The organism is Sphingomonas naphthae (assembly GCF_028607085.1).
Classification (GTDB): domain Bacteria; phylum Pseudomonadota; class Alphaproteobacteria; order Sphingomonadales; family Sphingomonadaceae; genus Sphingomonas_Q; species Sphingomonas_Q naphthae.
Genome location: NZ_CP117411.1, coordinates 703,911 through 730,162 on the forward strand (window position 1 = coordinate 703,911; position 26,252 = coordinate 730,162).

A 26,252-nucleotide genomic window follows, 5' to 3' on the forward strand; every position below is an offset into this window, starting at 1 on the left:
AGTTTCCAATGGCTCGGGTTGCGGTCGTCACGGGTGGAACGCGCGGTATCGGCGAGGCGATCAGCCTGACGCTGAAGGATAAGGGCATCACGGTCGTCGCCAATTATGCCGGCAACGAGGAAAAGGCGGCCAAGTTCACCGAGGCCACGGGCATCCCCGCCTACCGGTGGGACGTGTCGGATCATGAGGCGACCATCGCCGGGATCAAGCAGATCGAGGCCGAGGTCGGCCCGGTCGACATCGTCGTCAACAATGCCGGCATCACCCGCGACGGCACGCTGATGCGGATGACCTATGCCGCGTGGAAGGAAGTGATCGACGTCAATCTCGGCGGCTGCTTCAACATGGCCAAGGCCACGTTCGAGGGCATGAAGAGCCGGGGCTGGGGCCGCATCGTCAACATCGGCTCGATCAACGGCCAGGCCGGCCAATATGGCCAGGTCAACTATGCCGCCGCGAAATCGGGCATCCACGGCTTCACCAAGGCGCTGGCGCAGGAAGGCGCGCGCTTCGGCATCACCGTCAACGCGATCGCGCCGGGCTATATCGATACCGACATGGTCGCCGCCGTGCCGCAGGACGTGCTGGCCAAGATCGTCGCCAAGGTGCCGGTCGGCCGCCTGGGCGAAGCCAAGGAGATCGCGCGCGGCGTGGCCTTCCTGTGCGGCGAGGATGCGGGCTTCGTGACGGGATCGACGCTGTCGATCAACGGCGGCCAGCATATGTATTGATCGATACGCCGATCTTCACAAACGATATCGTGCTCCTGCGAAGGCAGGAGCCCAGGGCAGGATGGCGCAGCGCCTGTGACCCTGGGCTCCTGCTTCCGCAGGAGCACTTTTAACAGGAGGGGTGAAGGGTGGCCCGCCGCCCCGCCCGCAAGCCGCCGCGCCGCACCAACGGCCCGATCAAGCGATCGGTGATGATCGCCGGCCATTCCACCTCGATCAGCCTTGAGCCCATCTTCTGGGACGCGCTCGGCCGGGTCGCCGGGGAAATGGAACTGCCCCTCAACGCCTTGGTCGCCCGCATCGATGCGGAGCGGATCGAGGAGGCCGATCCGCCCAATCTCGCCAGCGCTATCCGCGTTTGGCTGTTCGCGCGCGTATCGGAAAAGTAGCGCCCCGGCCATGTCGTAACGGGTGCATATCGTGCCCCGCGCCGCTAAGCCCCATCGCATGATGATCGCGATTCCCAACGTGCTGTCGCGCGAGCAGGTGACGGCCATGCGCGCGGAGATGGACGCCGCCGAATGGGTGGACGGCAATGTCACCTCCGGCTTTCAGGCGGCGCTGGCCAAGCGCAACGAGCAATTGCCCGAGGATGGCGAGACGGCGCGGCGGATGGCCGGCGCGGTGCTGGACGCGCTGGGCCGCACGCCCCTGTTCATCGCCGCCGCGCTGCCGCTCAAGGTGTTTCCGCCGCTGTTCAACCGCTATTCGGCATCGCAGGGCGGCAAGTTTGACGTGCATGTCGACAATGCCATCCGCATCGGCCGCGAGATGCGGGTGCGCAGCGATCTTTCGGCGACGCTCTTCCTGTCGGATCCGGAGGATTATGAGGGCGGGGAGCTACAGGTCGAGGATCTGTTCGGCACCCATATCGTCAAGCTGCCGGCCGGCGACATGATCCTCTATCCCTCGTCCAGCCTGCACCGCGTGACGCCGGTGACGAAGGGCGTGCGCGTCGCCTCCTTCATGTGGCTGCAATCGATGGTGCGCGACGATGGCGAGCGGCGATTGCTGCTGGAACTCGACCAGTCGATCCAGTCGATCGCCGCCGATCGCGGGCAGGGCGATGCCGAGGTCGTGCGGCTGACGGGGGTGTACCATAATCTGCTGCGGCGCTGGGCGGACGCCTAGGCCGCGCCTCTGACAAACGGGCGAGGCGGTACGACGCTCTGTTAAAGCGCCCGGACCGCCTCGCCGCGCGATCCGCTCAGCGGCAGCGCGCGTTGTTGCTGTCGATCGACTTTCCGAGAATGCCGCCGCCAGCGGCGCCCAACACGGTGCCCAGCAATGACGAATTGCCCCGATCGAGCGCGTTGCCCAGCACGCCGCCGGCCAATGCCCCGACGATCAGGCCGGTCGTGCCGTCGCTGCGCCGGCAATAATATTGGCCGTCGCCACCGCGATAGATACGATCGTTGCGGCCAAGCCGCCGCTCCTTGTAGCGCCGGTCGTCGCGATAATAGCGCGATGCGTCATAGCCGCCGTAACGATTGTCGGGGCGGTTGTAATCGTAACGCCCGCCATCACGCCAGTTCGCGCCCCGCCAGCGCTGGTCGTAGCGGTTGCGGTCGCCGCGATCCTGATGTCGATCATCACGATCGCGGCCGTGCTGCGCGAGGGCGGGGCCCGCCACGATCAGCATGAGGGCGGCAATGAAGGCTTTACGCATGTTATTCCCTTTCAAGGACGGTGACGTAACCGGCGCCGGCGATTAGGGTTGCATCGGGCTGCCTGCGGCTGGATCGGCCACCGTAACATCCCGGCCTTTGAGGTTGCAGGGGATAGGGGAGCCGCTATACGCTCTCCCCGTGCGGGCGTGGTGAAATGGTAGACGCAGCGGACTCAAAATGGAATTGGGTCTACAAAATAACGCGAAAAATCTAATAAAATCAATGACTTTGACAAAGTCAGACGCATCAGATATCCTTACACATGTCTTACACATTTTGAACAAGGCGGATTTGACGAGCGAGAAGCACACTTTCATGGATGACAAGCTTCACGTCTATCGACGTGAAGGCAGCAGCTTTTGGCAGTGCTCAACCTATCTCGGCAGTCGCAATCACCGCGAGTCCACTAAGGAAAAAAACCTCTCGCTCGCGGTCGAGTTTGCCAAGCAATGGTATCTCGAACGGCTGGTCGAGGAACGCAACCGCCGCCGTGGGCGCATATCGCCTCTGTTGGACGGCCCAGTTCAACAGCAGATTATCGTAGAGCCCGCGCCGACAATGGACCGTCGCCGCCGTCAGAACCGCGCTGCGGCAGCGGGGCCGACGTTCAAGGATGCGGCGGATGCCTTCCTTAAAGAGTATGAGATTATAACACTCGGCGAGCGTAACGTTGATTACGTCGCGCAGAAGTCGATGCATGTGAAAGTGCATCTGCTTCCCTATTTTGGGGATACGCCGGTAGCCGATGTGACGGCCGGAATGGTGCAGGATTACCGGGTTCACCGCCAATCGTCGCGGATCGATCCAAAGACCGGAAAAGTGAAGAAGCCCGCGCGCGCTACCCTCCACGGCGAGACAGTGACGCTGCGTCAGGTCCTGAAGACCGCCAATCGGAAGGGGTGGATTGATGCGCTGCCGGATATGTCGGTGGCCTATAAATCGTCCGGTAAGGTGGAGCATCGCGCTTGGTTCTCGCCCGAAGAGTATAAAATACTCTACGAGTACACGCGCGAGCGGGCGAAGAACCCTCCCAAGGAACGTTGGCGCAAGGAGTGCGAGACGTTTCATGACTACGTTCTTTTCATGGGGAACACCGGCCTTCGGCCCGATGAGTCGGCGAGGCTTGAACTGCGTGACGTTCAGGTCGTGAAGGACGAAGCGACAGGCGAGCGCATCCTTGAGATCGAAGTGCGCGGCAAGCGTGGCGTAGGTTTCTGCAAATCGATGCCGGGGGCTGTGCTTCCATTCGAGCGTGTCCGCAAACGCAAAAGCCTGAAGCTGACCGACCCGATCTTCGGAAAAACGCCGCGCGAACTAATGAACACGGTGCTCGATGAGTTGAACTTGAAGCTGGATCGCGATGATCATGTTCGTACCTGCTACAGTTTACGCCACACTTACATCTGTATGCGGCTTCTGGAGGGGGCTGATATCTATCAAGTAGCAAAGAACTGCCGCACCAGTGTTGAAATGATCGAGAAATTTTACGGACGGCATTTGAAGAACAATATTGATGCCGCCGCTGTGAATGTTCGTAAGCCTAAAGTGAATAAGGTCCGTAAGCCGCGTCGCAAGCCTGCGGCGGCAGCGGATTGAAGGGGCTTCGCCTTTCCGGTTGCAGGATATACTGGACCCGCTATAGGGTCTGTCCTGTGCGGGCGTGGTGAAATGGTAGACGCAGCGGATTCAAAATCCGCCGCCGCAAGGCATGTCGGTTCGAGTCCGACCGCCCGCACCATCGCTCAGCAGAGCCCGTCAGGCTACTGAACAGGAGCAGGGTTCTGCTTTTTTGCGCGAAGGAGGCATGGGCTGAACGGCCCGTCCTTCGTGCCTCGAAATGCCGAAGGAACCGTAGGCATGGTGGCCACAGGCGCGGCGAACGCCGCGCGGCCATCGCAACCATCTATCGCGCCGGGAGGCGCTTGCTTATGTCATCATCCCCCTCTAACCATAGGCCTGGGTCGCGATCAGCTCACGTCTGGCGTCATCAGCAGAGAATTGTTCGACAACCTCCATCTTGTTATCCAAGCTACCGCCAAGCTGCATCAATGGTTGCCGCCGGGTGAGGGGGGCACGCTCCGGCCAGATCGCAATCTGTGCTTTGATATTTCAGTGTCTGATGCGAACTGTAAACGTGCGCTTGGCTTAGCGGACAAGCTGCTGCGCGTCTGCGAAGCGGAGAGCCTCGGAATCACTTACGATGCGACCAGTTACGAACATGGCGTTTCCATAGTAATTGATGGGGAATTGGTGCCGATTCGACTTGTCGAACGCGGGCGGCGAGTGACCCACCTTGCTTTCGAGATTGGGCGGAACCCGACGCTAGGAGTGTGGAAAGACACCGCCAGTCGCCCGCTCGAACAGAAAGTCAGCAAGATTATTGCGGCTTCACGGAAAATAGCAACAAATCGGACTGTCTGGCGCAAACGGGAAGAGGCATTCGAGCGCAAGCAGAAGGCCGTGGAATACGAGCGCGCTGAACTGCGCGATCAGGTGAATCAAGAACGCGAAGCCCACAAGGCCTTGTTGAACGACGCCAATAATTGGCAGCGTGCCCAGTTGGTACGGGCGTATTTGGCAGCCGCAGAAAGGGCTGCCGTACAGGATGGCACACTGGATAGAGATGCGGCTTGGTTCTCCTGGGCGGCTGAGCAGGCGGATCGGCTTGACCCGCTGCGACCATCACCCCCCTTAGTGCTGGACATCCCGTATGATGATTACCGAGAGCTTGGGCCTTACGAGATTCTTTGCGAGGATGGCTCCATCGAGCGGATTTGGGGCTGACGCACCGCTTTGGCTGGTGTCGGCAACAACGCGTTGGCTGGCGCGGCTAATATGCCAAGCTCTGGTTTTTGACCGGTCAACACGCCATGGGTGCCACGCTGGACCATTCCACGGCTTCTAATATGGGATGAGCGTCTAGGTCAGGCCCGCCTCGGGTAAACCCCATTCGCTTCCGCGCCTGCGGCTTGTGCAGCTCCATGCCCATTCGGGCGCTAACGCAGGGTGTGACCCTCGGCTCGATGGCCCGCCCCCTGTGCTCCCCCACGCAAGCCGCAGGATGGTCCGGCGGCGGACACCAAAGGAGCCGAACATGACCGACCAATCCATCGCCACCACCGCCAAGCCGACCCACCGCATCTTTGTCGTCACCGGCGAGGGCAAGAAAGCCAAATGGAGCGAGCTGGGCGCCGCCTGGCCCCACCGCGACGGCAGCGGCTTCTCGATCAGCTGCACCGCGATCCCGTTGCAGGGTCGCATCGTGATGCGGGCGATCACGGAGCGCGATCGTCAATCAGGCGAGGCGCAATAGCTCCATTCTAGCCGGGGCTGGCATCGGCCAGCCCCGTTCTGCTCGACAGATTCGCCGCAATGCGGTAAGCATAAGTATGATGAAGTATGCAGAGGAGAGAGCTTGATGGCGAACGTCGAACGTATCACCGTCACCGTTTCAACCGACATGGCCGCCACGTTGCGGCACACGGTCGAAGACGGTGAATACGCAACCACCAGTGAGATCGTGCGCGAGGCATTGCGGGAATGGGCACGCAAGCGCGACAACGAACTGCGGGATTTGGAGGTGCTGCGCGCCGCGATCAAAGAGGGCCTTGATAGCGGTTCCGGCATCCCGGCCGAAGACGTGTTTGCAGAGCTGCGGGCGCGCTTCGCCAAGAAAGACTGACCCGTGGCCAAGCTCGTCCTGCTTCCAGCCGCCCGTCGCGATCTTATCGAGATTGGCGACTATATCGCCGTCGATAATCCGCCGAGAGCGGCGTCGTTCATCTCCGAGATCGAGGCTAAGATGATCACGATTGCCGAGCATCCCACGCGCTATGCTGCCCGGCCGGACCTCGCGCCCGGCCTGCGCTCGGCAGGCCATGGGCGCTATCGCATCTTTTACGTCGAAGCCGGCGAGGAGGTCAGGATCGTCCGCGTCCTTCATGGTGCGCGCGACGTAGTTGCCTTGGTCGCGGTTCCACCAGCATCAGCTTAGCGGCGCGGATCGCTCACGCCCTCACCTTAGACGCAGCGCGGCGATGAGTTGGGCGAGCGCCGCCAGAAGCTGGGCGGCGGTGTTGATGCAGAGCAGGATGGTTGTTGTCGTCATGATTTCCTCCGTTTGCCTCGCGCGGGATGCGCGATGGACAAGGAAGGGGAAGGCGACCGCCTGAGCGGCCCAGACACAGGCCGTCAGCCGCCTTGGCGGGATGAGGCTGCACACGCCGCAGGCACGGAAGCCCATCGCCTTTTCGGGGGTGCGCGGTCGGTTATACCGCCCGATGCTCCTGAGCGCCTCGCGCGCGAGGCAACGGGAACCAGCCTCACGACAGACCAGCCATCCTGTGATAGCTTTACCCCCCAGCGCGTCATGGGGGCATCGATGCAGGCTCGGAACACAACCTCGCTGCCGCTGACCTTTCACACTGCCTGGTGGAAGTCCGCGTCGGTCCTGATCGGCGGGCTGTTATTCGGCCTGCCAGCCGCCTGCACCGGCATCCGTGACGACAATCCATGGATGATCGCCAGCGCTAACTTCTTTGGCCTAGTGGTACTTGCGGGCTTGGTGCTGCTGTTGCGTCGGCCAGCCGAGCTAACGATCGACGCGCAGGGTGTCGGGTTCAGCCATGGGCGGGTCGAGTGGTTCGTGCCGTGGAAGGACGTCACCGAAGTGCGGCTGTTCACCATCCGCTCGCACGGCATCCCGACGCAGCGCAACGTCATCATCCACGATTGCCGGCGCGGTGATCGGGTGATTTCCTCCGGCCTCACCATCAGCGCCAAGGCGCTACACGGGCTGATTTCCGACTGGGCACAATCTGGCCCGCTGATCGAGCGTTAACGAATTCCTAACCATTGGCGGGTTACAATCGGGGCAGATTCACCCGCGCGCAGAGGCGAACTATCGACGGCCAAATCGCAGTTTCTGAGATCGGTCATCCGCAAGCGGATGACCCGCTGGCTAGCCAGCGCCGCGATTTGATCGACCAGCTCGACGCCGTTAAATCTGATCTTGAAGCCGCCCTCGATGAATTGACCCGTGGCGCCGCCGGCACCGGCGACGTGAAGGCGCAGCTTCAGGGCCTCACTCAATTGCAGCGGCAGATCGGCGGGGCCGATGCGACCGCGCTCACCGCCCTCAAGCGTGATGTAGCCGCCGCCGTTGCTCTCGGCCAGAACGCTGTTCAGGAAGCCCGCGTCACCGCCAACCTGGCGCGCACCAGCGACGGCGAGCGCGTTGCGGACCTCGCCGCCGACAGCCGCGCGCAGGTATCGAGCCTCATGCGCGACATGCACCAGTTCGACGAGGAGTTGGAGTTTGCCTCCGAGCAGGAACGCGCTGCCTACCGCCAACGCGAGGCGGAGCGCCGAGCCTACATCGCGGCCGAGCAGGCCAAGGGCACGCCCGAAGGCGACCTCAACGCCGCTGGCGGTGCAGTCGGCCAGATGGCCGATGCCGCCGCCCATGGTGCCAGCAGCCCCGAGTTCCAGAAACGCTGGGATGCGCTGGCCGACAGCACGCAGAAGCTGCGCGCCGCCATCATCCGCGACGGCGGCGACGTGTCGAAGTTCGACGATCGCCTGCGCGACGACTTACGCCGCATCCTGAAATCCAAAGGCCTGACCGACGCGCAGATCGACGCCAAACTCGCCGAACATCCCGATAACCCGCTGGAGGCGGTGAAGGCCTATGTCGCCAGTACCGAGGTCACGGCTTTGGAGCGATCGGCGCAACGAGCCACTACGGTCGCATACATAGCAACGCCGCCAGCCCGAATAGTTAGCCCCGAATTTTCCGGCTTGGACGAGCTTGCCGAGTTCCGTGCAGCGGGCATTACGCTATCCGATCATAATGCTGCCGAGCCGTTTGCTCATGGTGTCACGGCGCGTGAAGTCGCCGTCGCATCTACGAATCGAACGCCCGCAGGTTAGCCCACAATCACCAATTCGCCCCGAGCGGCCCGCCGGCCAAACGCCGATCCCGTGGCATAACATAGCCGCACATTCGGCTCTGCCATGGCCAAGCATCGCTCCGCGATAGGTTTCAGCGTCGCCATTGACGGGAGGCCAGCCGGTATGGGCTCCCCCTTGGCGTATGCTAACATAAAGCCGTTATCCAGAGCGGACGCTGACGTGGGGCCCGAACTCCGTGCATCCTCAAGCAGCGAGCGCACTCCGTCGCGCGCGGATCGGGTAAGAACCGTGACACAATAATCAGCCGCATCGGGCATCGCGGACGATCCCCGCGCGCGCGCAAGCGCAATGCCTTTCGCCATTTCACCCGATAGACAGGCCAATCGGTCAGACGCGATTGAACGCGGCGACGTGAAGCCGAGAAGATCGTTGAGCATCGCCTGCCGCTGGGCGACGAGGCTGCCCATCTGGGCCATCAGCGGAGTGACAAGACAAACGCCGCCGATAAGCGCCACACATGCCCGCGTTATCGCGGGCACCGGTAGCGCTCCAATTGGTCATCAGCCACCGTGACACGGATCGCGTGGTAGATGATCCGCGTGCCGGCCGACATGCAATTCTGCGTATCGCCGGTCAGGGTGCAGCCGAACCCGCCGCATACTGCAAAGGTGCTCGCGGCATCGCTGGCGCTCTGCGACTGATCATATTGGCTCTTTGCTGCCGCCATGCAGCCAAACGCCACCAGAGCCGTGCCGGGATTGTCCTCTACCAGCGCGCGGCCGCTGCGGTCGGCATCGTAGCGCTCCGCTTTAATGGAAGCGCAATTCTGAGCCTGAGCGACCGTCGATGACAAACCGAAACCAATTGCCAATAAGGCAGCGATCCACTTTTGAATCATGACAAAAATCCCCCACCGATCGAGAATCGATGGGGATTGAGTTACATTATGGGATATTCTGTTGCGGTCGAACCGCCGGACAACTCTATGTTACCCATGCTTTTCAACATTCAGCGCCGGCCGGATACACAGGTTGCTGATAACGCGCAAACCCGCAGGATTGCTCATTTTCTCTGCCCACGGGCTTGCACCACTATATCCCATTCTGTCGCGCAGCCTGTGCCGTGGAGTTGCGTGTGACCGCCATGTACGAAGCCAGCGACGGATCGTTGTTCGATGCCCAGGGGCAGCGAAAGTACCTCGTGCCTGCCGAAGCCAAGCGTTTCCTGTCAGCCGCCGCGCAGGCGGATGCACCTACCAAGCTATTCGCCCAGCTACTCTATCTGACAGGGTGCCGGCTCAGCGAAGGCCTGGCGCTCACGCCGCGCCTGATCGACGCCGAAGGCCGGCGCGTGGTGTTCCGCACCCTCAAGCGCCGCAAGCTGACGCATCGCGCCGTGCCAGCGCCCGCCGCCTTCATGCGTGATCTACTAGCCCATGCCGATAGCCACGGGCTTGACGACCGCCTGTTCCCCTGGTGCCGCCAGACCGGCTGGCGCCGCATCCGCACCCTGATGGACAAGGCCGGCATCGAAGGCCCCCAAGCAAGCCCGAAGGGCCTACGTCACCAGTTCGGCGTCCACGCCATCGGCCAGAAAATCCCAGAGTCCGCCGTTGGCCGATGGCTCGGCCACGCCAGCGGAAAATCGACTCGCGTTTACACCTTCGTTGTTGGCGCTGAAGAACGCGCGTTGGCAGAACGTATGTGGCGGATAGATCGATGACACACGCACACTTGGTAATGCAGACCCTGCGCTTCATCGTCGCCCTTGGCGAAATGTGTATTGCGCCGATGGTGTTGTTGTGGCGGTGCTTCTCAATATCAAGATGTGATCGCTAGCGGGCTCGATCAACGCCAAGGCAGGCAAGTGACGTTCCATGGCTGCGGGAAGTCGAATGCTCGTAGCAAAATATCAGAGACACAATTTTAATAAAACTGTCATACGATTACAGGATACTTCTGGTATATTGTAGTTTCTACAAAAGGAGAAAACTATGAATAGCAAGGAAAAGAAGTGCCTGTCTGAAGCTACGACTTTCATGAACGAATCTATGGCTCAGATCAAACTTGAGGGCGATCGTTTATTGGGTCAATCTGTTATCATAGCGGGTGGAACAATGATTGGGCAAATTTCCTCTCAAAAGTATAAAGATTGCATGGATCGGCCAGCGGCAGCGCCGGCGCGGCCCGTCGTTGTGAGGTAAGCAGCGCATATTGCGGTGCTGAGGCACTTACGCCATCCTAGCTGTCAAATCGCACGGAGCGCGGGGCGGATGGGCGGAACAGTATCAGGTGCTGGCTGGTGGATGATCCTTCTTGCTCCTATCGTTACCTTGCTAATGGGAAGCGTAACATGCTTCGTAGCGTGGATCGCATTTCGAACCGCAGCAGCGGTTAATATCCGAAACAAGCGAATAGACGTAATCATGAGCTGCAATGTGCGCTATGATGAACTTTACAAAATAAAGATTTCCATTGTCAAGGACATAAGCGCTTTTAAAAAAATGCCTCCGACGAGCAAAGATATTAGCTCAACCAAAGCAAGAATAGAACTAGAAATAGAATCATATCACAGAAGATATTGGGGCTTGAAAAGCGATCAAATCGATTATTGGTTAGCAGGATATGTCGATCCCGAAACGCTTATAAGTTGGTTTATGTCAACAATAGACTTTGTGCATGATGCCACTCCAGGGTGGACCTTCGGAGACATCACTAAATTAGGAGGCTGGGAAAGCGTTCGAGATTTTCACGAGACAACAAATCATAGAATGTTCGAAATCGGCGAAGAAATATCTCGAATCAATTATAAAAATATGAATAGTAAGGAAAAATACGGAAAACTGTTTAATAAATTCAATGTCATTGAGCATGATGAGCCAAGTCTAATAAGAATGCTAAGCCGCAACACCCACAGAAGGCTAACTATGAAGTTGTTTTATGAGCGATTACAGTCGTCAACTAAGGAGTATGCGACAAATGACTTGTAACGTTCTTCATACCACTAATCAATAAACCTTTTAATCTTCCTAATTATGGGCTTCGTTCTGTCGCAATTCCAAAAGTCTTGGCAGTATTCTTGGATTGCGACGACCGACCCATTCTGAATTTGTCGAGAAAGATCTTGCAGTCCATACCCCTCCAACACTATTTTTTGAGAACCAAAATCCAAACTCAGAAGACAGTCGCCTGTGTATTCAAGTCCGAGAAGCATTGGATATGCTATAGCCCAAGCCGACCAAAGTCCTGAACGAGGCTCATAACGGCGAAACTCTAGCATCATCGGTGGGCGCGATCGCCCACGCTGTACGATCCAAGGTCTGTAAATGCTTACATCGTAATCGGGCGTGTCCTGATCATCGTCCGAGGATTGGACGGTAAGCGGCGGTGCGCTTGCCCGACCATGCTGCCTGGGTTGCTCGAACATATCGGTCCAATGATTGCCGGTCATGATTATCGCTCCATGTCGGGGGTGGGTGTTGTTGGTCGTTTCGTGACTCGCTCCGGTTGCTCCGGCGCCAGCCGGTCGAGCTGGCGATCGAACCAGCCGTAGAAGCGGGCGGCCAGTTGGGCCGGGTCGCGGGCGGGTGTCTCCGGATTCAGCAGCGCCGCCTTGGCGGCGCGCTCGACGGACTGGTAATGCTTGGCGAACTGGAACTGGCCGAAGCGTTCGCGCATACAGCCGTAGAGGTCCTTCATGTACCAGGCGATCCGCAGCGCCGGCTCCGGCAGGCGCGACAGGCCCCGCGCCAGCAGGCTGCGCCGGTCGATCCGCTCCGCCGAGCCGATCCGCTCTAGCGCCGCGTTGGCGATGGTCTCCCAATCCTCTCGGCACCGTTCGAAGTAGGCCTGCGAGTTCCAGCTATCGGCGTTGCTCTCGACCATCACCGGCCGCCCATCGGCATTGGTGCGGCCGGTCGGGTCGGGCACGCGATCGTGCCGCGACTTCTTGCCGAAGCCCGTCTCGGTCAGCGGGCGCATGGTGAGCATCACATGCGCATGGGGCTGCTCCTTGCCGTCGCTTGCCGTCTTGTTGTGATAGGCCACGTCGGCGACCATGCCCTTGGCCACGAAGCTCTGGCGAATGTAGTCGCGCACGACGGCGATACGGTCATCCGGCGATAGCTCGCGCGGGATCATGATCCGCAGCTCGCGTGCCGTCTGCGCGTCCTTGCGCCGCTCGGCCTGCTCGACCCTGTTCCAGAGGGTCTCGCGATCCACCCCTAGCCATGCGGCGGGGGTGTCCTCGGGCATCAGCAGCTCGGTATGCTCGACCCCCGACCGGCGGCTATAATCGTGGGTTCTGCCCTGCCGCTCGTCGTGAAGACGCTCGCCCGCACGGTAGGCAGCGGCGGCCACCGCACTGCGGCCTTTGCTCCGCTGAATGATCTGCATCGACCAACTGAACTGTGCCATCACCGCGCCCCCAGTCCTGAGACCGAAGGCTTTGACCCTTTCCCCTCGTTGCGCCTGAGCCCAAGAAAAGGCGGAAGTGTGCACTTATACGTTGCAAGCAACGTGCACCCGCCAGGAGGCTCAGTTCTACCTAGGGTAGCAAGGTGATGGTTAAAGAATTGATAATGCATCGCGGCGAACTCACTGTTTAGTGGCGCGATAGTTCTGGTTGGTCGGAGCGGTCGGGCCGATGCCTTGCGGACCCGATGCCCGGCCTGACCGCAACCATGGATTGCGGTCAGGCCGGATCGGTCAGGCGTCGATCCCGAGGACCTGCCGGCAATAGATCGGCAGGCCGAGATAGGCGTCGCGCAGCGACGGCACCGGCATCAGCGGCCGGGCGATCGCGGTGACGATCGGGGTGGCCGTTGCCTTCGCCAGTTTGGGACGACGCAGCCGTCGCCACAGGGCGCGCAGCATCATGGCGAGCCCGATGCCGCCCGCCCCGATGAATAGGGTGCCGATGAGCGCCGCCTGCGGATCGTCGCTGCCGGCAATGAACAGCATCGCGGCCATGGCGACGACGCCCAGGAACAGGCCGAGCCGGTTGGCGCGGCGCTGCCGCTCGCGTGCCGGATCGGGCGCCGCCATGCCGTTCCAGGCCCGGTGCCATAGGCGATAGAGCCGGGCCTCTTCATGGGCCTTCATCGTGCGGGCCATGAAGGCGAAGCCGATGGCGCCGACGATGATGTTCTCACCCGCATAGGCGGCATAGAGGGTGAAGCAGCCGGCAGCCATGATCGGCAGGGTCACTGCCGGATGGCCGGCGAACAGGGTGAGGGAGGTGGGGCGCTTCATTGCCGGAACTCCGCGACGAAGGCATTGCCGCCCGAGACGTTGAAGCGCCGCCCGGCCTGAAACCAGACCGCCGAGACGCGGTTGCCGTGGGCTGGGCCGCCGGTCTTGAGGATGCGACCGAACTGGGCCGGCTCGATGAGGTAGCCCATCTGCTCCGAATAGCCCCGGCTGACATTGGCGCTGCTGCTCTCGCCCCGATTGCGGCCGACATTGTCGTTGCCGCCCTCGCTCGACCCCCGGCTGCTGTTGCTACCGCCGCCATAAGAGGACTGGCCGTTGCCGCTGGTGCTGTAGCTGGAACTGGACCCCGAACTGCTGTTCGTGCCCCAGTTGGTGCCCATGCCCATGTTCGAGCCCGAGCTATAGCTGGAGCCTTCGCCTTCGGAGAAGTTGGCGCGGCGATGGAGGCTCTGGCCGATCGTATCGGCCGCCCAGCGGTTGGTCTCGTGGCACGCCTGATTGTGCCAGATGCGGGTCGCGAAATTGCCCAGCAGATGATGCACCCGGTCGCGGGCTGAATCAGATCCCATCTTGGCATACAGGGTCGGTAGCGATTGCGTCAGAATGACCATGCAGGCCTTCGAGCCACGGCAGGTCGAAAGGAACTCCGCGTCATAGGCGTTCACGAAATACTGGAACTCATCAGCCCACAGGAACACCGGGCGTTCCTGATAGACCAGCGGCAGGCCGTTGCGGGCCAGCACCGCGCGCTGGAACAGGAATTTCATCAGCTGCTGGGCGACGATCCCATCCTCGTTGCGGGTCAAGGCCGGCATGTCGAGGATGAGGATGGCGCCGCCGAACGCAAGCTCAGGGACCACCCGGCTTTCCGTGCAGAACGCCGTTTGCAGCCAGCCATGGTTGAAGCGATCGAGCGCCGTGCTGACCGAGATCGCGATGTTGCCGCGCGTCTTGGGGTCAAGCGACGCCCATTCGTCTTTCCAATAGGACACCATCTTTCGCCCAGTCGCGTCGTCGAGCCGCGCGGCGGCCTGGGCGAACATGGCGCAGAAGAAGGACGTCTTCTGCCAGCCGGGATCGGTCATCTCGTCCGGCGAGCGCGGGGCGCTGCGCACGAACGTGATGATGTCGGGGATGCTGACCGTACCCTTGGCGGCCATCAGCACCGGCAGCGTATGGCGCAGGGCCTGCCGCTTGCTGTCAGACCAAAACGCATCGCCATCCTTGCCGGGCGACGCGCTCACCGCCCGCGAACTGTCGAGCACCTGCATCAGACATTCGAGCACGGCATTGAGGCCGTTGGCGCCCTGGCGGCGCAATTCGTAGACGAGGAAATTGACGATCGGCGTGTTGCCGTCGACGAGGATCACGGAGTCGCTGCGGCCCGCCTCGGCGGCCTCGCGCAACCACAGATCGCGCTCCTCAGGCTTGGCGCACAGCACCATGCCGCCCATGCCGGCGCGCAGATAGGCCTGCCGCAGCGCCTTGCTGGCGCTGGTCTTACCCGAACCGATGCCGCCCATGCAGACCACGCCCTGCACGGCATCCCTCAAGGTGAAATGGTCGGTCGGTGAGAGTTGCAGCAGCGGTGCGTCCAAGCTGCCCGATTGCATAGGCATGGCGGCCTCCTCAAAAGTCGATGCCGTGATCCTGGGGTGGAGGGGGACTATGATGCCCCCGGTCGGTGTCCGGTCGCGTCCAGCCCATCATCTCCGCGATCGATGGCTGGTCGGTGTCCCGCGCGGCCCGGTCGCTGGGGCGTGGCGTGACGATTTCGCCAAACCACGCCCGCTCGACCAGTTGCTGACGGATGTCGGTAGCGGTGGAACCGAACGCCTCGGTGAACCAATCCTGCTTGTTCATGGCGTCGATCCTTGCCCGCCGTCATCCGTCAGAGCCGGTTACGCCCGTCACGCCTCGGAGAAGCGGTGATCGCAATGGTCGCAGCGCCAGTCATGGCGGAAGCCATTGACCGCCTGGGTCAGCGCCCAATAGGCTGCAATGCCAGCCGCGATGGCCGGATGCTTCGTGATCTGGGCAGCCTGCGCGCCGTTACGCAGATGCTCTTCCGAAATGGGCTCAAACTTGTTCGAGCTGATCCGGCTGGAGGTGCATTTGGGACAGTTCATGGTCGGTACTCCTGCTGTGTGCTGTGGCCCTTCGGCCGACACAGCAGGTGCCCCACATCGAGAAATGACGACATTTCTCAAAGTTACTGACTTGGTGAATCAAGGCTATCGGGGCGAGCGGTAGCTGGGCGACTGGCGCGCCTGATCGAGACGCTCGGTATGGGAACTTGCCTTGCTGGCAGCTTCGGCTCGCGCGAAAAGAACTTCGACGGCGCTTGATCTCAAAATGTCGAAATAGAGCAGGCCACTGCGTTGATGATTGCCATGACGCTCGTAATCTTCGCCGGGGACAAGCCCCAGTTTTTGAAGGTAGGCATCGCAATGATTGCCGCCGCCGGGCGCAATAAGCCGCATCGGTATGGGTGGATCACTGAGGCCTTCGCCATTGAAATCGGGAAAGTCGATGATCTTCTCAGGAAGTCCACCTTCTCGGTAATAGCAAACCAAACCCTCACCAGCCTCTTTGGCAAGCGATGCGACGCGATGATTTGCGTATTCCTCAAATAACAAAAGTACCTCTTAAAGCACAACAATAACGATTGCGTTGAATTTAAACAATCGAAATCATGACCACATACCATACAGAGAAAACCCAGACCAATAATAAGGATGGCTTAGCGAAACACCTTCTTCCCGTTTGATCCTTTCCGCCGCGCTTGCTGCCCGCTGCCGCACGATGCGTTCGCCACTTCGAAGCTGATCGCGCGTGGCGATCATGCTCATCACGCTTCGCTGAGCATCGCCATGCGCTTGGGCGCGTGACATGCCTTGCCCTAGCGCGGTCAGAAGCGCCTGATTGTAATGGCGGGCGGCAAAATCGTTAACCGGCCACAAGGTCGCGATGATCGAGCCCACACCATGCAGGCGGAACAAAGCGACGACGCTGTTTTCTCCAGCCCCGAGCCAATCGGTCGTGCCCACGCTGACGCAACCCGACAGGACTAGGAGACCAACCTGTTGGTCCGATGCAATGACATCGACAAATCGGATCGTCTCGCCCAACGGTGAAACGATCGCGGCTTCCTCAATAGCGGTGCGCGGCGCCGCCACATGCGCGGAAAGTAGCGCAATGTCGGTCGCATCCAACAACTGTCGAACGCTGTCTCGATTCCATGGCCTTGATCGATCGGATGCGATCTCACTCAACCTGATCGCTCCGGCATCATCAAGCTGTCGATAATGGTCAAGCTCGTAACGCGCTTGCGGAAGCGTTAGGGTGTCAGCCAAGACTTTGACGCCCCGCCCGGCCAGAGGCTCGCCGCCGACAATTGAATCGAAATCGACCAAGCCATCGATAAAGTCGGCGCCGCCTGGGATGATTGGCGCGAAAACGACGTTGAACCGCTCGGCCAAAAAACCGTCGCCATCGTGCAAAGCCGCATACGGGATAATCGCCAGCACCGCATGGGTTGCGATCGTCAGGGTAGGATACGCCGGCAGCGCGGCAAGGGCAGCCGCGACCTCGGGATGATCGAATAGCTCGCGCAGCAGAAGATCATAAAGACCTTTAAGCGCAGAATTTAGCTGATCCATTGGCCGTCGTTCGTGGATGGCCAAGTTTAGGTGAAAAACGATGCTGGCTAAACCGCGAAGCCCCATATGTGAGTCCGCTGCCGACCGTTCTTCACTGCTCAATTGATCAAAAATGATTTTCTGAACAAAAACGCGGCGCTTAAAGGCTATGCCGCCGACGCGAATGGTCGCCTCCAGAAATGCGGATGAGCAGTGCAAGCGCAAATGAACAGAATCTTTGGGCGCGTAGCCCGTGATTCGCCTCCAATACATTTCATTCAGTGCCATGGCATGGCGCTGAATCTGCATCAGCGCCCCATCCCTCAACCGCGCATTGAGAGATGCTGCCTTTCCGATGAGCTTATGCTCAATCCATGCGATCCGCCGCTTGGCGGGAAGGAGAAGGGCCTTTGCTCTGACTTCACTTATGAGTTGGCGTATATCGTCGACGCCAACCCAGCGGTCGGTTTTGGGCAGATTGAATAACCGTGCTGGTAATCGGGTGTTGGCCGGGACTGTTCGTTCGTTGGCTGAAGCCCCATAGAGCTTGACGTGGATTGCCTCGTTGACCCGTTGGCCGAATATCAGGGCATTGATCAGATCGGTGTCGCTGATCGCGCCAAAAACCTCTTTGGCTGTTTCGCTCGGGTTCTCATAGGCTGCAAGCGTGCAGATCTGGGCGACATAATGTAGGCGCCGCTCGGCCGCGATAATCGCGAGCGCGAGCACCGCCGCTTCGACGACTGCTTCCCCGGTTTCTGAGGAAGACGCCAACATCGCCGCCATGCGCGTAAGGAATGCTGCGTCGGGTTGGGCCATCAGACGACCCGGTAGGTCGCGCGATAAATATGGGGGCGGACTGATGTAGGGGATGGAGGATAGTCATCGGCGCGCCCCAGTTCGATCAACCGGCGAACGCGCTGATGGGCGCTTGTTTGCTTCGTATGGCGCAGCGACTGCCGCTCTATGAAGGTGACGAAGGCCATGCTTTCGGCATATCTTCCAGGCCAATGCTCCGGCACGTTGACCAAAAGCCTTTTCATCTCCGCAGGTAGATCAGGCGGACCCGCCTCGGTTGCCGGGATGCCGACCGCCTGCACCCAAAAACTTCCCGCACCATCAACCCGCGCGTTCAACGCGTCATCTTCAAATTCCGGTAGCAATGCAGCCGCGCGATCTTCCCGCTGGAAGCGTGGCATGAACCAGCCACCGACATCGGACCATTGATCAAGCAGGGCACGGTCATCCGTGCAAAGTTCGAAACCGGCAATCACTTGGGGAAACCCGCTGGGCGGCACCATGAACTGGATAAAATCTCCTCGGTGAATCACGACCTCATCAAATGCTGGTTGCCGCACGATGCGTTCCGATGACGCTGGCTCCCTACGCCAATGCGGCGTGTCGCCGTGGAGGATGGAAAGGGCTCCCCCGGCATCGCATTGCCGTTCGAAAACATCGTGTAGGCACTGCTTCAGCCGACGTTGCAGAACGGTGGTGAAATAAGGTTCTCCGCCGATCGCATGGAAATCAGATCTTAAACTCAGAAAACGTAAAAGCCCTTGGGCGAACTCCGAGAATGTCCCCATGATGGGTTCAGGCCAAAGGGATAAGCGGCCTTGCGCTTTGGCGATATACGCATCGATCCCCGCTTGATGGAGGTTTGAGGAGGCTCCGTATATTATGAGATGCTCCAGTGTCGCGGCAAAGCGGCAGAGATCGTCAGCAATCCCTACCCGGTCATCTCCCGCTAACATCTTGTTGAATTTGATTGCGGTACCCGTGTCGCCGCGCACGCAGCGCGCTAAGGCTGCGTTATTGACAAATCCAGCGTGCGAGCCTGAAGGAAGGACCGCTAGCGCCAAATCACATTTTAACCAAAGATCTGGCAACCTAATTTTCATATGAAAGCTTGGCTATGACCTTCTAGAAAACGTATGGCAGTTCATTATGTACACAAACTTCTCTGGCAAAGTAAATTTGCAACTTATAATGATAGTTCAAGATCAAGAGGAGTTTTATCGGCGTTCCTCAACTCCCTTAGATGCGATCTGTTTATCATGGCGCGAATAGAGCCACTTCTGCTGGAGTATAGTAAGGGTATTTGACCACGACCAGTAGATCACCAGGCCGGCTGCATAGCCCGCCATCACGAACATCAGCACCCACGGCATGATCGAGAAGATCTGCCGCTGGGTCTCGTCCATCGCCTGCGGGTTCAGCTTGAACTGGAAATACATGGTGATGCCCAGGATGATCGGCAGCACGCCCAGCGCCAGCATGTGTGGTGGGGTGAAGGGCAGCAGGCCGAACAGGTTGGTCACCAGCAAAGGATCGGGCGCGGACAGATCCTTGATCCACAGGATGAAGGGCTGGTGGCGCATCTCGATCGAGAGCATCAGCACCTTGTAGAGCGCATAGAACACCGGGATCTGGAGGAAGATCGGCAGGCAGCCGGCCAGCGGATTGACCTTCTCGTCCTTGTGAAGCTGCATCATCTCCTGCTGGAGACGCGGCTTGTCGTCCTTGTACTTTTCCTGAAGCGCCTTCATTTTAGGTTGTAAAACACGCATCGCCGCTGCCGATGAAAATTGCTTCTGCGCGATCGGGAACATCAGGCCGCGCACCACGACCGTGAGGCACATGATCGCCACGCCGAAATTGCCGACCATGCGGAACAGCCAGTCGAGCAGGTAGAAGATCGGCTTTTCGAACCAGACGAACCAGCCCCAGTCGATCGCGCGATCGAGCCGGGCGATGCCGAGATCGTCCTGATAGCGCTCCAGGAGATGGGCTTCCTTGGCGCCCGCGAACAGCCGGGTGACGGCGGTCGCCTGTGTCTTGGGCGCGACCACCTCGACGGCGCGCGACAGATCGGCCTGATAGCGGCCGTCGGCGCCGCGGAAGCCGGCCTCCACCGCCGCCTTCTGGTCAGGGATCAGCGCGGTCAGCCAATATTTGTCGCCGAAGCCGAGCCAGCCACCGGTGGAATTGCGGCGCTCGCCCGCCGGGTTCTTGTCGAGATCGGAGAAGTCGATGCCGTAATCGGTCACGCCATCGAACGTGGCGATCGGGCCGGTGTGCATCGTCCAGCTGTCGGCATCCTTGGAATGGCCGATCCGGCTGACGAGGCCATAAGGCTTCACGCCGACCGCGCCGGCGCCGGCGTTGGCGACCGTCTGGGTGACGGTGAACAGATAATCGGCATCGACGTCGAAGCGGATGCGGAAGAGCTGGCCCTGGCCGTTGTTCCAGCTGAGCGTGACCGGCTTGCCCGGCGCGAGCGTTGCGCCGTCGGCGGCCCAGACGGTGTCAGCGCCCGGCAGCGCCGCGCCCTGGCCGGTCCAGCCGAAGCCCGCGAAATAGGCATCCGCCGTGCCGCCCGGCGAGAGCAGGCGCACCGGCGGCGAATTCTTGGCGATGGTCTCGCCGTAGGTCACCAGCACCAGATCGTCGATCCGCGCGCCCTTCAGGCTGATCGAGCCCTTGAGCTTGGGGGTGGCGATGGCGACGCGCGGCGCCTCGCGCAGCACGATCGCGCGGTCGCGGATCTGGGCGGCGCTGTCGATCGGCGCCTCGGGCTTGGGTAGCGCGACCTGCTTGCCGTCGACGATCTTGGTCGAGGGCGGGGTAGCGGTCGGCAGGATCCGGTCGGACAGCAGGGTCCAGCCCAGCAGCACGAGGAACGACAGCACGAGCGCCAGGATCAGGTTACGCTGATTGTCCAACTTTGTAGGCCGATCTAAAAGGGAATAGCTGCTGGGACCGTTAGCAACGTCATAGGTTATCGAAAACCCCGGATCGAAGCCCAGCACACTTCAATGCTACTATCGGCCGCACGGATTAGTCCATTTCGGATGAATCGATTTCAGGATAAGATGATACCTCGCTTGATCGCAACGTAAGCATTGAAATCGTCTGTTAATATATGTCGGAGAAGCAAGCATCCCGAACAATTCGGCTAGTATCACTTCCGTACTTAGACCGAATGGACTCATTCTCCCCAGGAGCAATTTTCAAAATGCTTTTCACCGCTGCCGCTCTTGAGCGTTTGCACGAATGAGCCGACGCGATCCGATGAAGTGGCTCTACAGCATTTTGAAGACCGAGGTGACCCGCCATTTCGATAAGATCAACACGAAAACTAACCGGCCCGTCCACAAATCCCGCCGAAACTTGATGATGAACATCAAAATATTGCTGTTGACGTGTTAACTGGTCTTCTGTCGATACCAACAAATTCACGGACACTGACAAATCAATTGGTGGATGCTGTGTGTGAATATCTCTTGATCGGCGGTACATCATAACCTTTCCGATCGACAAATTTGTCCGCTCGATAAACCGCACGGCCACTTTCTCACCGACCTTTGGAAGCATGGATTCATAGTCATACTCATATAGATCGGTCTCATAACCAGAACCGTAATAACCAGCGGTCAGGAAATCAAAATTATGATCATGAGGAGCTTCATAAGCGTACAACCGCTTCTCAAATTCATCCTTTCCACCTCGCGCCTTAGGCACTTTCCAAACATTAGCGCGAAGCCGAAAAATACCACTTTTTGTAGATCCAAGAATAAACGTAGCATCTGTATAGATGTTTTCGGGCTGACTTTCATCTATGGTATTTTTAATTGGCTCAATGATAAGGTCATTGAGAAGATCTTTCTTTTGAGAAAGACGGTGAAGGACCTCAGCTGCCCCAAATATGCTGTCTTGATCATTTGGATCTACGTGGTCTTCCGCAAATTGCAGGACCTCGCCAATCTCACAGGGATCTGCGCTGTTAAAGAATCGGGAAAGCGCCATCATGCGTCCTTTCAATCAGCAGCCAAGCACGCTTGCGCAGCGGCTCGGATATGGGGATGCGGATCCTTCGACATACACTCTAGCGCGTGGGCGGTGCTGCCATCATCCAGTTCGCTTAACCCCTGCAATGCTTTCCACCGTACCGAATGAAGCGGATGACGGAGCAAGCTTTTCATCAATGCAATTGCCTGTTCGCGCGGCAACCGGTCATCAGCGAATGCCAAAGAGAGATCGACGAGCGTCTCCATTCGTGTAACCGCTGCGAGCGTCGCACATGGAAACATCGGCGCCAAGCTCTGCTTGTCAATGACCCACTGAAAAGGAAGCACAGCCGTTTCACTCAACTTCAAAATATACGATACGCCTTTATTGACATCAATGTTCATGACGTTGCCAGCATCATACTCCACGATTTTCCCGTGATTTAAGCTGGAACAACCTTCAATCTTTCGCAGACGTACATCTATATCAAATATTGATATATCAATTGGTTTATCAAACTCGTATTTTTGAAGTGTCAGATTTTCTCCGCCTGAAATGACAGATATCATTCCGTTTTCGGGAACGGTTGCTAGAATTGTCGGGTCAAAGCCGTCCACATGCTTCGATTTTTTGCATATTCCCTGTAAAACGAGAGAAAATGACGAATTTCGAAACAATACTACTGAACGCTTGCCGATCGCGGGCATTTTAACAACCGGATCGTCAGCAACTGAAGAGATATACGAGCGAACGATCTCTGCGTACTCGCCGGATATCGACAATTGGCCAAATAATGTGCCGATCTCGGCAATGTCTTTCAGCCGGTCGGCGCCACTTTCCAATGCGAGACAAAGTCTATGGAGGCTCGCACAGGCAGTGGCGTTAGGGCGAACATTAAGTGAAGTATCTGCTCGACGGTCTCTCGCCATGGAAAGCACCTTGTGAGTTATTCCGGAGCCACCTTATGGAGTGGCCCCGGAACGCTAATCAGAGAACGTTTATGGTGATAGCAATCACAATAATCACGACCCCAGGATTCAGCGTCGAAACCCCGGAACCGGCAGGTGCTACCGCATGGTCCAAATCGCGAATGATGCGCTTCTTCATATAACTTCCCCTTGTTTCAGCGCGAAGTAAATCACGCCCGTTGTGACGCAGCGAATCATGTCTATGATTTTGCTACGCTACCTATTATGGGTACGCATGGTGATAGTTGAGTCAATATCGTCAGTTAGACTATATTTTTAGTCCATTATGGGTAAACACCACTTTGGATCAAACACATCAGCACATTTTAGTTCAAAATGGATCATAAATTGGCTTTGGATGGTTTCAGCGGGAGGCAAGCGGGAGACCGCAATGCCGCGAGGGGGCGATGAATCGCTTAGTATCGCTGCTGCCCTGGAGGTTCATTCTGCCCGCTTGGGCCGTTTGTACCGCTTCATCCCGAGGCAGCCGAAAGTTGGCTGATCAAGGTGGATGTGGCCGTTTTGACTAACGTCGACACGCAGGCGATGCTTGCCGCTTCGCCGATCGCTCACACTCAGTGATTAGCGATCTATGATTATGGAGGCTTCGGCCTCAACCGTTTCAATTCCACAGTAGTAATGAAGAGATATACCTAATTTATCTTAAGTTTGACGTGTTCAGATTATCAATTGAGATTGTCTTATTATTAAGAATCTCGGTGAGTGCTGGCAGAGTGATGTATTTGACGTTGCCTCCGGCCCGCGCTCTAGGCGCCAGCGCCCGGAGCCTTGCGTCTCCGCCATTCGGTGACGATCGCTAACGCGGCTTGGGGCCTTGCCCCTGGCGCGCTGCGAAGCGCCTTCCGCCCAGCTTCCTACGCGCTTTGCGCTCCGTGCAGCCGGTTCCCCGCGAAGGCGCTTGCTCCGCTTGCACCCCCACTCTCGCCGAGGGGCAGAGGTTCAGAACGCAACTGAACCCCAACCCTACGGAGAAAGACATGGGAGACACACTGACCAAGACCGACCAACCCCGCATCTACGTGGCCTGCCTTGCGGCCTATAACAACGGTATCCTTCACGGCGCGTGGATCGAGGCGGATCGAGGCGCGTGGCAGCTGTGGGGCGACACGCAGGCGATGCTGGCCGCTTCGCCGATCGCCGACGCCGAGGAATGGGCGATCCATGATTTTGAAGGGTTCGGCCGCAACCGCATCCATGAATCTGACAGCTTCGAGCGCATCGCCGGCCTCGCAGCCTTTATCGCGGAGCATGGCGCGCTCGGCGCGGCATTGATCGACCATTGCGATGGCGATCTGGAGCGTGCGCGGGAGGTGATGGAAGATGGCTATCTCGGCTGCCACGCAAGCCTTGCGGACTACGTACAGGAGTTGACGGAGGACGCAAACGTCGTTCCCGAGCAGCTGCGCTACTATATCAACTGGCAGGCGATGGCCCGCGATGCCGAGTTGAACGGCGACCTCTTCACCATCGAAACCGCATGGAATGCGGTGCATGTGTTCGCTGGACATTGAGATGGAGGCCCAGACCTATCGCTTCGCATGGTGCGGCATCGCGATTGAATCGATCTATTCGCCCCTCAAATGGGGCGCCATAGCCCACCTCGAAATCCGCAGCTTCGAGCCGCCGCGTGCGCCGTTGCCCATCACCGAAACCGGCTACCGCTCGCACTTCCACCCGCCCGGCACGATCGAGACCCATGGCGGCGATGTGGTGGCCCAAGTGACCGCGTGGCTCGATCAGGAGGCGCGCACACTGCGCTGGCAGCAATACCTTGCTGCCTCGCGTCAGGGCGACTTGTTTGCCTGACGGTGGCATATAGCCTGCAATGCGGATGCATCACGGCTTGATGAGAGGTTCGGCAGTCGCTTACGAATTCCGAAACCGGGGAATAGCGTGACCGACAAGATCGACGAAGCGATAGCCCAGATGGCCCATGCGCTTGCGCTGTTGGATGCCGATGGCGCCACGCTCGCCGCCGCCAACCTTGAACATGCCCTCACATTGGCCGCCATGGAGCGCGGCAGGCGGGCGGCGGCAAGCCGCCGCGATAAGGGCGGCCCGGTTGGTTTCACGCCGGCATCGAGAGGCGGGCCGATCGCCGCTTAGGCCTTTTAACAATCACGACGCAAAGCGGCAGTTTATGGAACAACCGCTTCGAAGAGCTCAGCCGCCTAATAACCATCGCCGCCGCCGGTGGTCATTCGACACCCACGATCGATCAGGTGGCAATGTGTCAAACGTCCTGACAGCCGCTGCAATCCGCTTGAGTAGGTGCCAATGGCGGTTTGGCCATCAGGTTTTGAGGTGTAAGCTGCATCGGACTCGGGATGGGATGATCGAGTGATGAAGCCGACTCGACAACGGATGTACAGGGGCTCGAAACGGTCTGATGACAAATCACCAAACCTCCCGTTCGAGCTTCCCGACTCTGAGCCGTTAAAGCTGCCAATGGCGGTTAGTATACGACAGCAAAAAGAGCTATTTAGCTTTATTACAGAGCCGGACTTGTTCGAACCCTCGTCATGCAAACAAGATAAACAATGGAATAAATCTATCGAAATAGCTATGTTCCGATTGAATTGCGTGCATGACGAAGACATAATAAATATAGATGATTATCCTGTTGTTGGATTTTTGGACAATATTAAACAGTTAAATAATTATATATCATTACGAAGGAATCGTATTCTTCGTTTTAAGTTGAGCGCCATTATGCCACCCGATGGCCCAATCGGTGAGATGTTTATTGGACTACGTTGTTCAGGAATACGTTATGTTGGCGATCTAGTACAACTCACTGCCGAGGAAGTCGTAGGGATGACCGGGGTATCGGATAACACGATTGATGAACTTACTCGGATTCTTTCAGACTTTGATTTATCTTTGGGAAGAGCAATCCCTGGATGGGGAGCGGTTCGCCTTTATCGTGGTAGGTAGGGCTTCGAAGCAGGCGTTTAACGATCTGGTTGCAGAAAGCGTAAGTGACGCGGCCTCCAGCAGCTAGTGCCACCACCACATTGTTTGAAAGAACGAGGACGATAACAGTCGTGCCTACCTGTCCCAACTCGCCTTGGGCTATAAAGAGCTGCCATAACGACGCCCAACAATCGGCAGAGTGGTAATGGTGCCAGATCGGGATGCCCAACAGCCATTCGATCCAGTACCGGATAATATGAAATTCGCTGGGTCGCATGTGCCTTACTCCCGTGCTCGTGACACTTGCTAAATGCTACCGAGCTGCCCTGCTTTAGAACTCCTCTCCATCCGTGTTTCTTTATGGAAATGAGTTTTTCCGCCTATGAAG

General features: G+C 58.6%; 29 protein-coding genes and 1 tRNA gene. 17 read left to right on the forward strand and 13 right to left on the reverse strand.

Annotation, left to right across the window (positions count from 1 at the left end):
• Positions 1 to 8 precede the first annotated feature (8 nt).
• From phbB to PQ455_RS03310, 3 genes are all read left to right on the forward strand, one after another.
• Positions 9 to 731 (forward strand): acetoacetyl-CoA reductase, encoded by a 723-nt coding sequence (gene phbB, locus PQ455_RS03300; protein ID WP_273689168.1) that lies wholly within the window; start codon positions 9 to 11, stop codon positions 729 to 731.
• A 128-nt stretch (positions 732 to 859) separates the two neighbouring features.
• Positions 860 to 1,120 (forward strand): ribbon-helix-helix domain-containing protein, encoded by a 261-nt coding sequence (locus PQ455_RS03305; protein ID WP_273689169.1) that lies wholly within the window; start codon positions 860 to 862, stop codon positions 1,118 to 1,120.
• Between the two features lie 58 nt (positions 1,121 to 1,178).
• The gene (locus tag PQ455_RS03310) at positions 1,179 to 1,862 is read left to right on the forward strand and encodes a Fe2+-dependent dioxygenase (protein WP_273689171.1); all 684 of its coding nucleotides are present in this window, start codon (positions 1,179 to 1,181) and stop codon (positions 1,860 to 1,862) included.
• A 76-nt stretch (positions 1,863 to 1,938) separates the two neighbouring features.
• Here PQ455_RS03310 and PQ455_RS03315 read toward each other — a convergent pair whose 3' ends face one another.
• Entirely contained in the window at positions 1,939 to 2,400 is a 462-nt protein-coding gene (locus tag PQ455_RS03315; RefSeq protein ID WP_273689173.1) for a glycine zipper 2TM domain-containing protein, read from the reverse strand.
• A 316-nt stretch (positions 2,401 to 2,716) separates the two neighbouring features.
• Between PQ455_RS03315 and PQ455_RS03320 the strand changes: the two genes are divergently transcribed.
• From PQ455_RS03320 to PQ455_RS03355, 8 genes are all read left to right on the forward strand, one after another.
• Positions 2,717 to 3,997 (forward strand): site-specific integrase, encoded by a 1,281-nt coding sequence (locus PQ455_RS03320; protein WP_273689175.1) that lies wholly within the window; start codon positions 2,717 to 2,719, stop codon positions 3,995 to 3,997.
• A gap of 58 nt (positions 3,998 to 4,055) precedes the next feature.
• Positions 4,056 to 4,139 (forward strand) — tRNA-Leu (locus PQ455_RS03325).
• Between the two features lie 260 nt (positions 4,140 to 4,399).
• Complete coding sequence (locus PQ455_RS03330; RefSeq protein ID WP_273689176.1) at positions 4,400 to 5,185, forward strand: hypothetical protein; 786 nt, start codon at positions 4,400 to 4,402, stop codon at positions 5,183 to 5,185.
• 310 nt (positions 5,186 to 5,495) lie between these two features.
• A complete protein-coding gene (locus tag PQ455_RS03335) occupies positions 5,496 to 5,714 on the forward strand; it encodes a hypothetical protein (protein ID WP_273689177.1) in 219 nt (72 codons plus the stop codon).
• A gap of 105 nt (positions 5,715 to 5,819) precedes the next feature.
• Positions 5,820 to 6,083: a ribbon-helix-helix domain-containing protein gene (locus PQ455_RS03340; protein ID WP_273689179.1), complete on the forward strand. Its 264-nt coding sequence runs from the start codon at positions 5,820 to 5,822 to the stop codon at positions 6,081 to 6,083.
• Between the two features lie 3 nt (positions 6,084 to 6,086).
• Positions 6,087 to 6,395: a type II toxin-antitoxin system RelE/ParE family toxin gene (locus PQ455_RS03345; protein ID WP_273689182.1), complete on the forward strand. Its 309-nt coding sequence runs from the start codon at positions 6,087 to 6,089 to the stop codon at positions 6,393 to 6,395.
• Between the two features lie 387 nt (positions 6,396 to 6,782).
• Positions 6,783 to 7,241, forward strand: coding sequence for a hypothetical protein (locus PQ455_RS03350; RefSeq protein ID WP_273689183.1), 459 nt, complete (start codon positions 6,783 to 6,785; stop codon positions 7,239 to 7,241).
• A gap of 137 nt (positions 7,242 to 7,378) precedes the next feature.
• Complete coding sequence (locus PQ455_RS03355) at positions 7,379 to 8,332, forward strand: hypothetical protein (protein ID WP_273689185.1); 954 nt, start codon at positions 7,379 to 7,381, stop codon at positions 8,330 to 8,332.
• Between the two features lie 508 nt (positions 8,333 to 8,840).
• Here the strand turns inward: PQ455_RS03355 and PQ455_RS03360 are convergent.
• Complete coding sequence (locus PQ455_RS03360) at positions 8,841 to 9,212, reverse strand: hypothetical protein (RefSeq protein WP_273689187.1); 372 nt, start codon at positions 9,210 to 9,212, stop codon at positions 8,841 to 8,843.
• 245 nt (positions 9,213 to 9,457) lie between these two features.
• Between PQ455_RS03360 and PQ455_RS03365 the strand changes: the two genes are divergently transcribed.
• On the forward strand, positions 9,458 to 10,036 hold the full coding sequence (locus PQ455_RS03365) for a tyrosine-type recombinase/integrase (RefSeq protein WP_273691213.1): 579 nt from the start codon (positions 9,458 to 9,460) through the stop codon (positions 10,034 to 10,036).
• A 715-nt stretch (positions 10,037 to 10,751) separates the two neighbouring features.
• Positions 10,752 to 11,303 carry a hypothetical protein gene (locus PQ455_RS03370; RefSeq protein ID WP_273689189.1) on the forward strand — a complete coding sequence of 184 codons (552 nt, stop codon included), beginning with the start codon at positions 10,752 to 10,754 and terminating at the stop codon, positions 11,301 to 11,303.
• Positions 11,304 to 11,766: 463 nt separating this feature from the next.
• Here the strand turns inward: PQ455_RS03370 and mobQ are convergent, their stop codons facing one another.
• The 11 genes from mobQ to PQ455_RS03425 all read right to left on the reverse strand — a co-directional run bounded on the left by mobQ (position 11,767) and on the right by PQ455_RS03425 (position 22,888).
• Positions 11,767 to 12,729, reverse strand: a complete 963-nt coding sequence (mobQ, locus tag PQ455_RS03375; RefSeq protein WP_273689191.1) for a MobQ family relaxase — start codon at positions 12,727 to 12,729, stop codon at positions 11,767 to 11,769.
• Positions 12,730 to 13,020: 291 nt separating this feature from the next.
• Positions 13,021 to 13,566, reverse strand: a complete 546-nt coding sequence (locus tag PQ455_RS03380; RefSeq protein ID WP_273689194.1) for a hypothetical protein — start codon at positions 13,564 to 13,566, stop codon at positions 13,021 to 13,023.
• Entirely contained in the window at positions 13,563 to 15,146 is a 1,584-nt protein-coding gene (locus PQ455_RS03385) for a type IV secretory system conjugative DNA transfer family protein (protein WP_273689197.1), read from the reverse strand. The genes PQ455_RS03380 and PQ455_RS03385 overlap by 4 nt, the downstream gene beginning before the upstream one ends.
• 10 nt (positions 15,147 to 15,156) lie before the next feature.
• Complete coding sequence (locus tag PQ455_RS03390) at positions 15,157 to 15,390, reverse strand: hypothetical protein (RefSeq protein ID WP_273689200.1); 234 nt, start codon at positions 15,388 to 15,390, stop codon at positions 15,157 to 15,159.
• Positions 15,391 to 15,437: 47 nt separating this feature from the next.
• Entirely contained in the window at positions 15,438 to 15,656 is a 219-nt protein-coding gene (locus PQ455_RS03395) for a beta/alpha barrel domain-containing protein (protein WP_273689202.1), read from the reverse strand.
• A gap of 105 nt (positions 15,657 to 15,761) precedes the next feature.
• On the reverse strand, positions 15,762 to 16,166 hold the full coding sequence (locus tag PQ455_RS03400) for a hypothetical protein (RefSeq protein WP_273689204.1): 405 nt from the start codon (positions 16,164 to 16,166) through the stop codon (positions 15,762 to 15,764).
• 54 nt (positions 16,167 to 16,220) lie between these two features.
• Entirely contained in the window at positions 16,221 to 17,987 is a 1,767-nt protein-coding gene (locus PQ455_RS03405; protein WP_273689206.1) for a CHAT domain-containing protein, read from the reverse strand.
• Positions 17,987 to 18,961 (reverse strand): hypothetical protein, encoded by a 975-nt coding sequence (locus tag PQ455_RS03410; RefSeq protein WP_273689207.1) that lies wholly within the window; start codon positions 18,959 to 18,961, stop codon positions 17,987 to 17,989. Before PQ455_RS03410 ends, PQ455_RS03405 begins: the two co-directional genes overlap by 1 nt.
• Positions 18,962 to 19,183: 222 nt before the next feature.
• Positions 19,184 to 20,893, reverse strand: a complete 1,710-nt coding sequence (gene yidC / locus PQ455_RS03415; protein WP_273689208.1) for a membrane protein insertase YidC — start codon at positions 20,891 to 20,893, stop codon at positions 19,184 to 19,186.
• A gap of 193 nt (positions 20,894 to 21,086) precedes the next feature.
• On the reverse strand, positions 21,087 to 21,980 hold the full coding sequence (locus PQ455_RS03420) for a hypothetical protein (RefSeq protein WP_273689211.1): 894 nt from the start codon (positions 21,978 to 21,980) through the stop codon (positions 21,087 to 21,089).
• Positions 21,981 to 21,988: 8 nt separating this feature from the next.
• Positions 21,989 to 22,888: a HEAT repeat domain-containing protein gene (locus PQ455_RS03425; RefSeq protein ID WP_273689213.1), complete on the reverse strand. Its 900-nt coding sequence runs from the start codon at positions 22,886 to 22,888 to the stop codon at positions 21,989 to 21,991.
• Positions 22,889 to 23,925: 1,037 nt separating this feature from the next.
• Here PQ455_RS03425 and PQ455_RS03430 point away from each other — a divergent pair.
• The 4 genes from PQ455_RS03430 (at position 23,926) to PQ455_RS03445 (ending at position 25,885) form a co-directional block, all read left to right on the forward strand.
• Complete coding sequence (locus PQ455_RS03430; RefSeq protein WP_273689216.1) at positions 23,926 to 24,459, forward strand: antirestriction protein ArdA; 534 nt, start codon at positions 23,926 to 23,928, stop codon at positions 24,457 to 24,459.
• A 1-nt stretch (position 24,460) separates the two neighbouring features.
• Entirely contained in the window at positions 24,461 to 24,754 is a 294-nt protein-coding gene (locus tag PQ455_RS03435; RefSeq protein WP_273689218.1) for a hypothetical protein, read from the forward strand.
• An 87-nt stretch (positions 24,755 to 24,841) separates the two neighbouring features.
• Entirely contained in the window at positions 24,842 to 25,054 is a 213-nt protein-coding gene (locus tag PQ455_RS03440) for a hypothetical protein (protein WP_273689220.1), read from the forward strand.
• 234 nt (positions 25,055 to 25,288) lie between these two features.
• Positions 25,289 to 25,885 (forward strand): hypothetical protein, encoded by a 597-nt coding sequence (locus PQ455_RS03445; RefSeq protein WP_273689221.1) that lies wholly within the window; start codon positions 25,289 to 25,291, stop codon positions 25,883 to 25,885.
• Positions 25,886 to 26,252 lie beyond the last annotated feature (367 nt).

What these genes read in the sequence shown, in the direction of transcription:
- PQ455_RS03380 (WP_273689194.1), bottom strand. Translation starts at nt 13,566, where the DNA reads ATGAAGCGCCCCACCTCCCTCACCCTGTTCGCCGGCCATCCGGCAGTG.
- mobQ (WP_273689191.1), bottom strand. Translation starts at nt 12,729, where the DNA reads ATGGCACAGTTCAGTTGGTCGATGCAGATCATTCAGCGGAGCAAAGGC.
- PQ455_RS03420 (WP_273689211.1), bottom strand. Translation starts at nt 21,980, where the DNA reads ATGATGGCGCTTTCCCGATTCTTTAACAGCGCAGATCCCTGTGAGATT.
- PQ455_RS03395 (WP_273689202.1), bottom strand. Translation starts at nt 15,656, where the DNA reads ATGAACTGTCCCAAATGCACCTCCAGCCGGATCAGCTCGAACAAGTTT.
- PQ455_RS03430 (WP_273689216.1), top strand. Translation starts at nt 23,926, where the DNA reads ATGGGAGACACACTGACCAAGACCGACCAACCCCGCATCTACGTGGCC.
- PQ455_RS03385 (WP_273689197.1), bottom strand. Translation starts at nt 15,146, where the DNA reads ATGCCTATGCAATCGGGCAGCTTGGACGCACCGCTGCTGCAACTCTCA.
- PQ455_RS03425 (WP_273689213.1), bottom strand. Translation starts at nt 22,888, where the DNA reads ATGGCGAGAGACCGTCGAGCAGATACTTCACTTAATGTTCGCCCTAAC.
- PQ455_RS03310 (WP_273689171.1), top strand. Translation starts at nt 1,179, where the DNA reads ATGATGATCGCGATTCCCAACGTGCTGTCGCGCGAGCAGGTGACGGCC.
- PQ455_RS03390 (WP_273689200.1), bottom strand. Translation starts at nt 15,390, where the DNA reads ATGAACAAGCAGGATTGGTTCACCGAGGCGTTCGGTTCCACCGCTACC.
- PQ455_RS03405 (WP_273689206.1), bottom strand. Translation starts at nt 17,987, where the DNA reads ATGGCCCAACCCGACGCAGCATTCCTTACGCGCATGGCGGCGATGTTG.
- PQ455_RS03360 (WP_273689187.1), bottom strand. Translation starts at nt 9,212, where the DNA reads ATGATTCAAAAGTGGATCGCTGCCTTATTGGCAATTGGTTTCGGTTTG.
- PQ455_RS03350 (WP_273689183.1), top strand. Translation starts at nt 6,783, where the DNA reads ATGCAGGCTCGGAACACAACCTCGCTGCCGCTGACCTTTCACACTGCC.
- PQ455_RS03335 (WP_273689177.1), top strand. Translation starts at nt 5,496, where the DNA reads ATGACCGACCAATCCATCGCCACCACCGCCAAGCCGACCCACCGCATC.
- phbB (WP_273689168.1), top strand. Translation starts at nt 9, where the DNA reads ATGGCTCGGGTTGCGGTCGTCACGGGTGGAACGCGCGGTATCGGCGAG.
- PQ455_RS03435 (WP_273689218.1), top strand. Translation starts at nt 24,461, where the DNA reads ATGGAGGCCCAGACCTATCGCTTCGCATGGTGCGGCATCGCGATTGAA.
- PQ455_RS03365 (WP_273691213.1), top strand. Translation starts at nt 9,458, where the DNA reads ATGTACGAAGCCAGCGACGGATCGTTGTTCGATGCCCAGGGGCAGCGA.
- PQ455_RS03340 (WP_273689179.1), top strand. Translation starts at nt 5,820, where the DNA reads ATGGCGAACGTCGAACGTATCACCGTCACCGTTTCAACCGACATGGCC.
- PQ455_RS03320 (WP_273689175.1), top strand. Translation starts at nt 2,717, where the DNA reads ATGGATGACAAGCTTCACGTCTATCGACGTGAAGGCAGCAGCTTTTGG.
- PQ455_RS03315 (WP_273689173.1), bottom strand. Translation starts at nt 2,400, where the DNA reads ATGCGTAAAGCCTTCATTGCCGCCCTCATGCTGATCGTGGCGGGCCCC.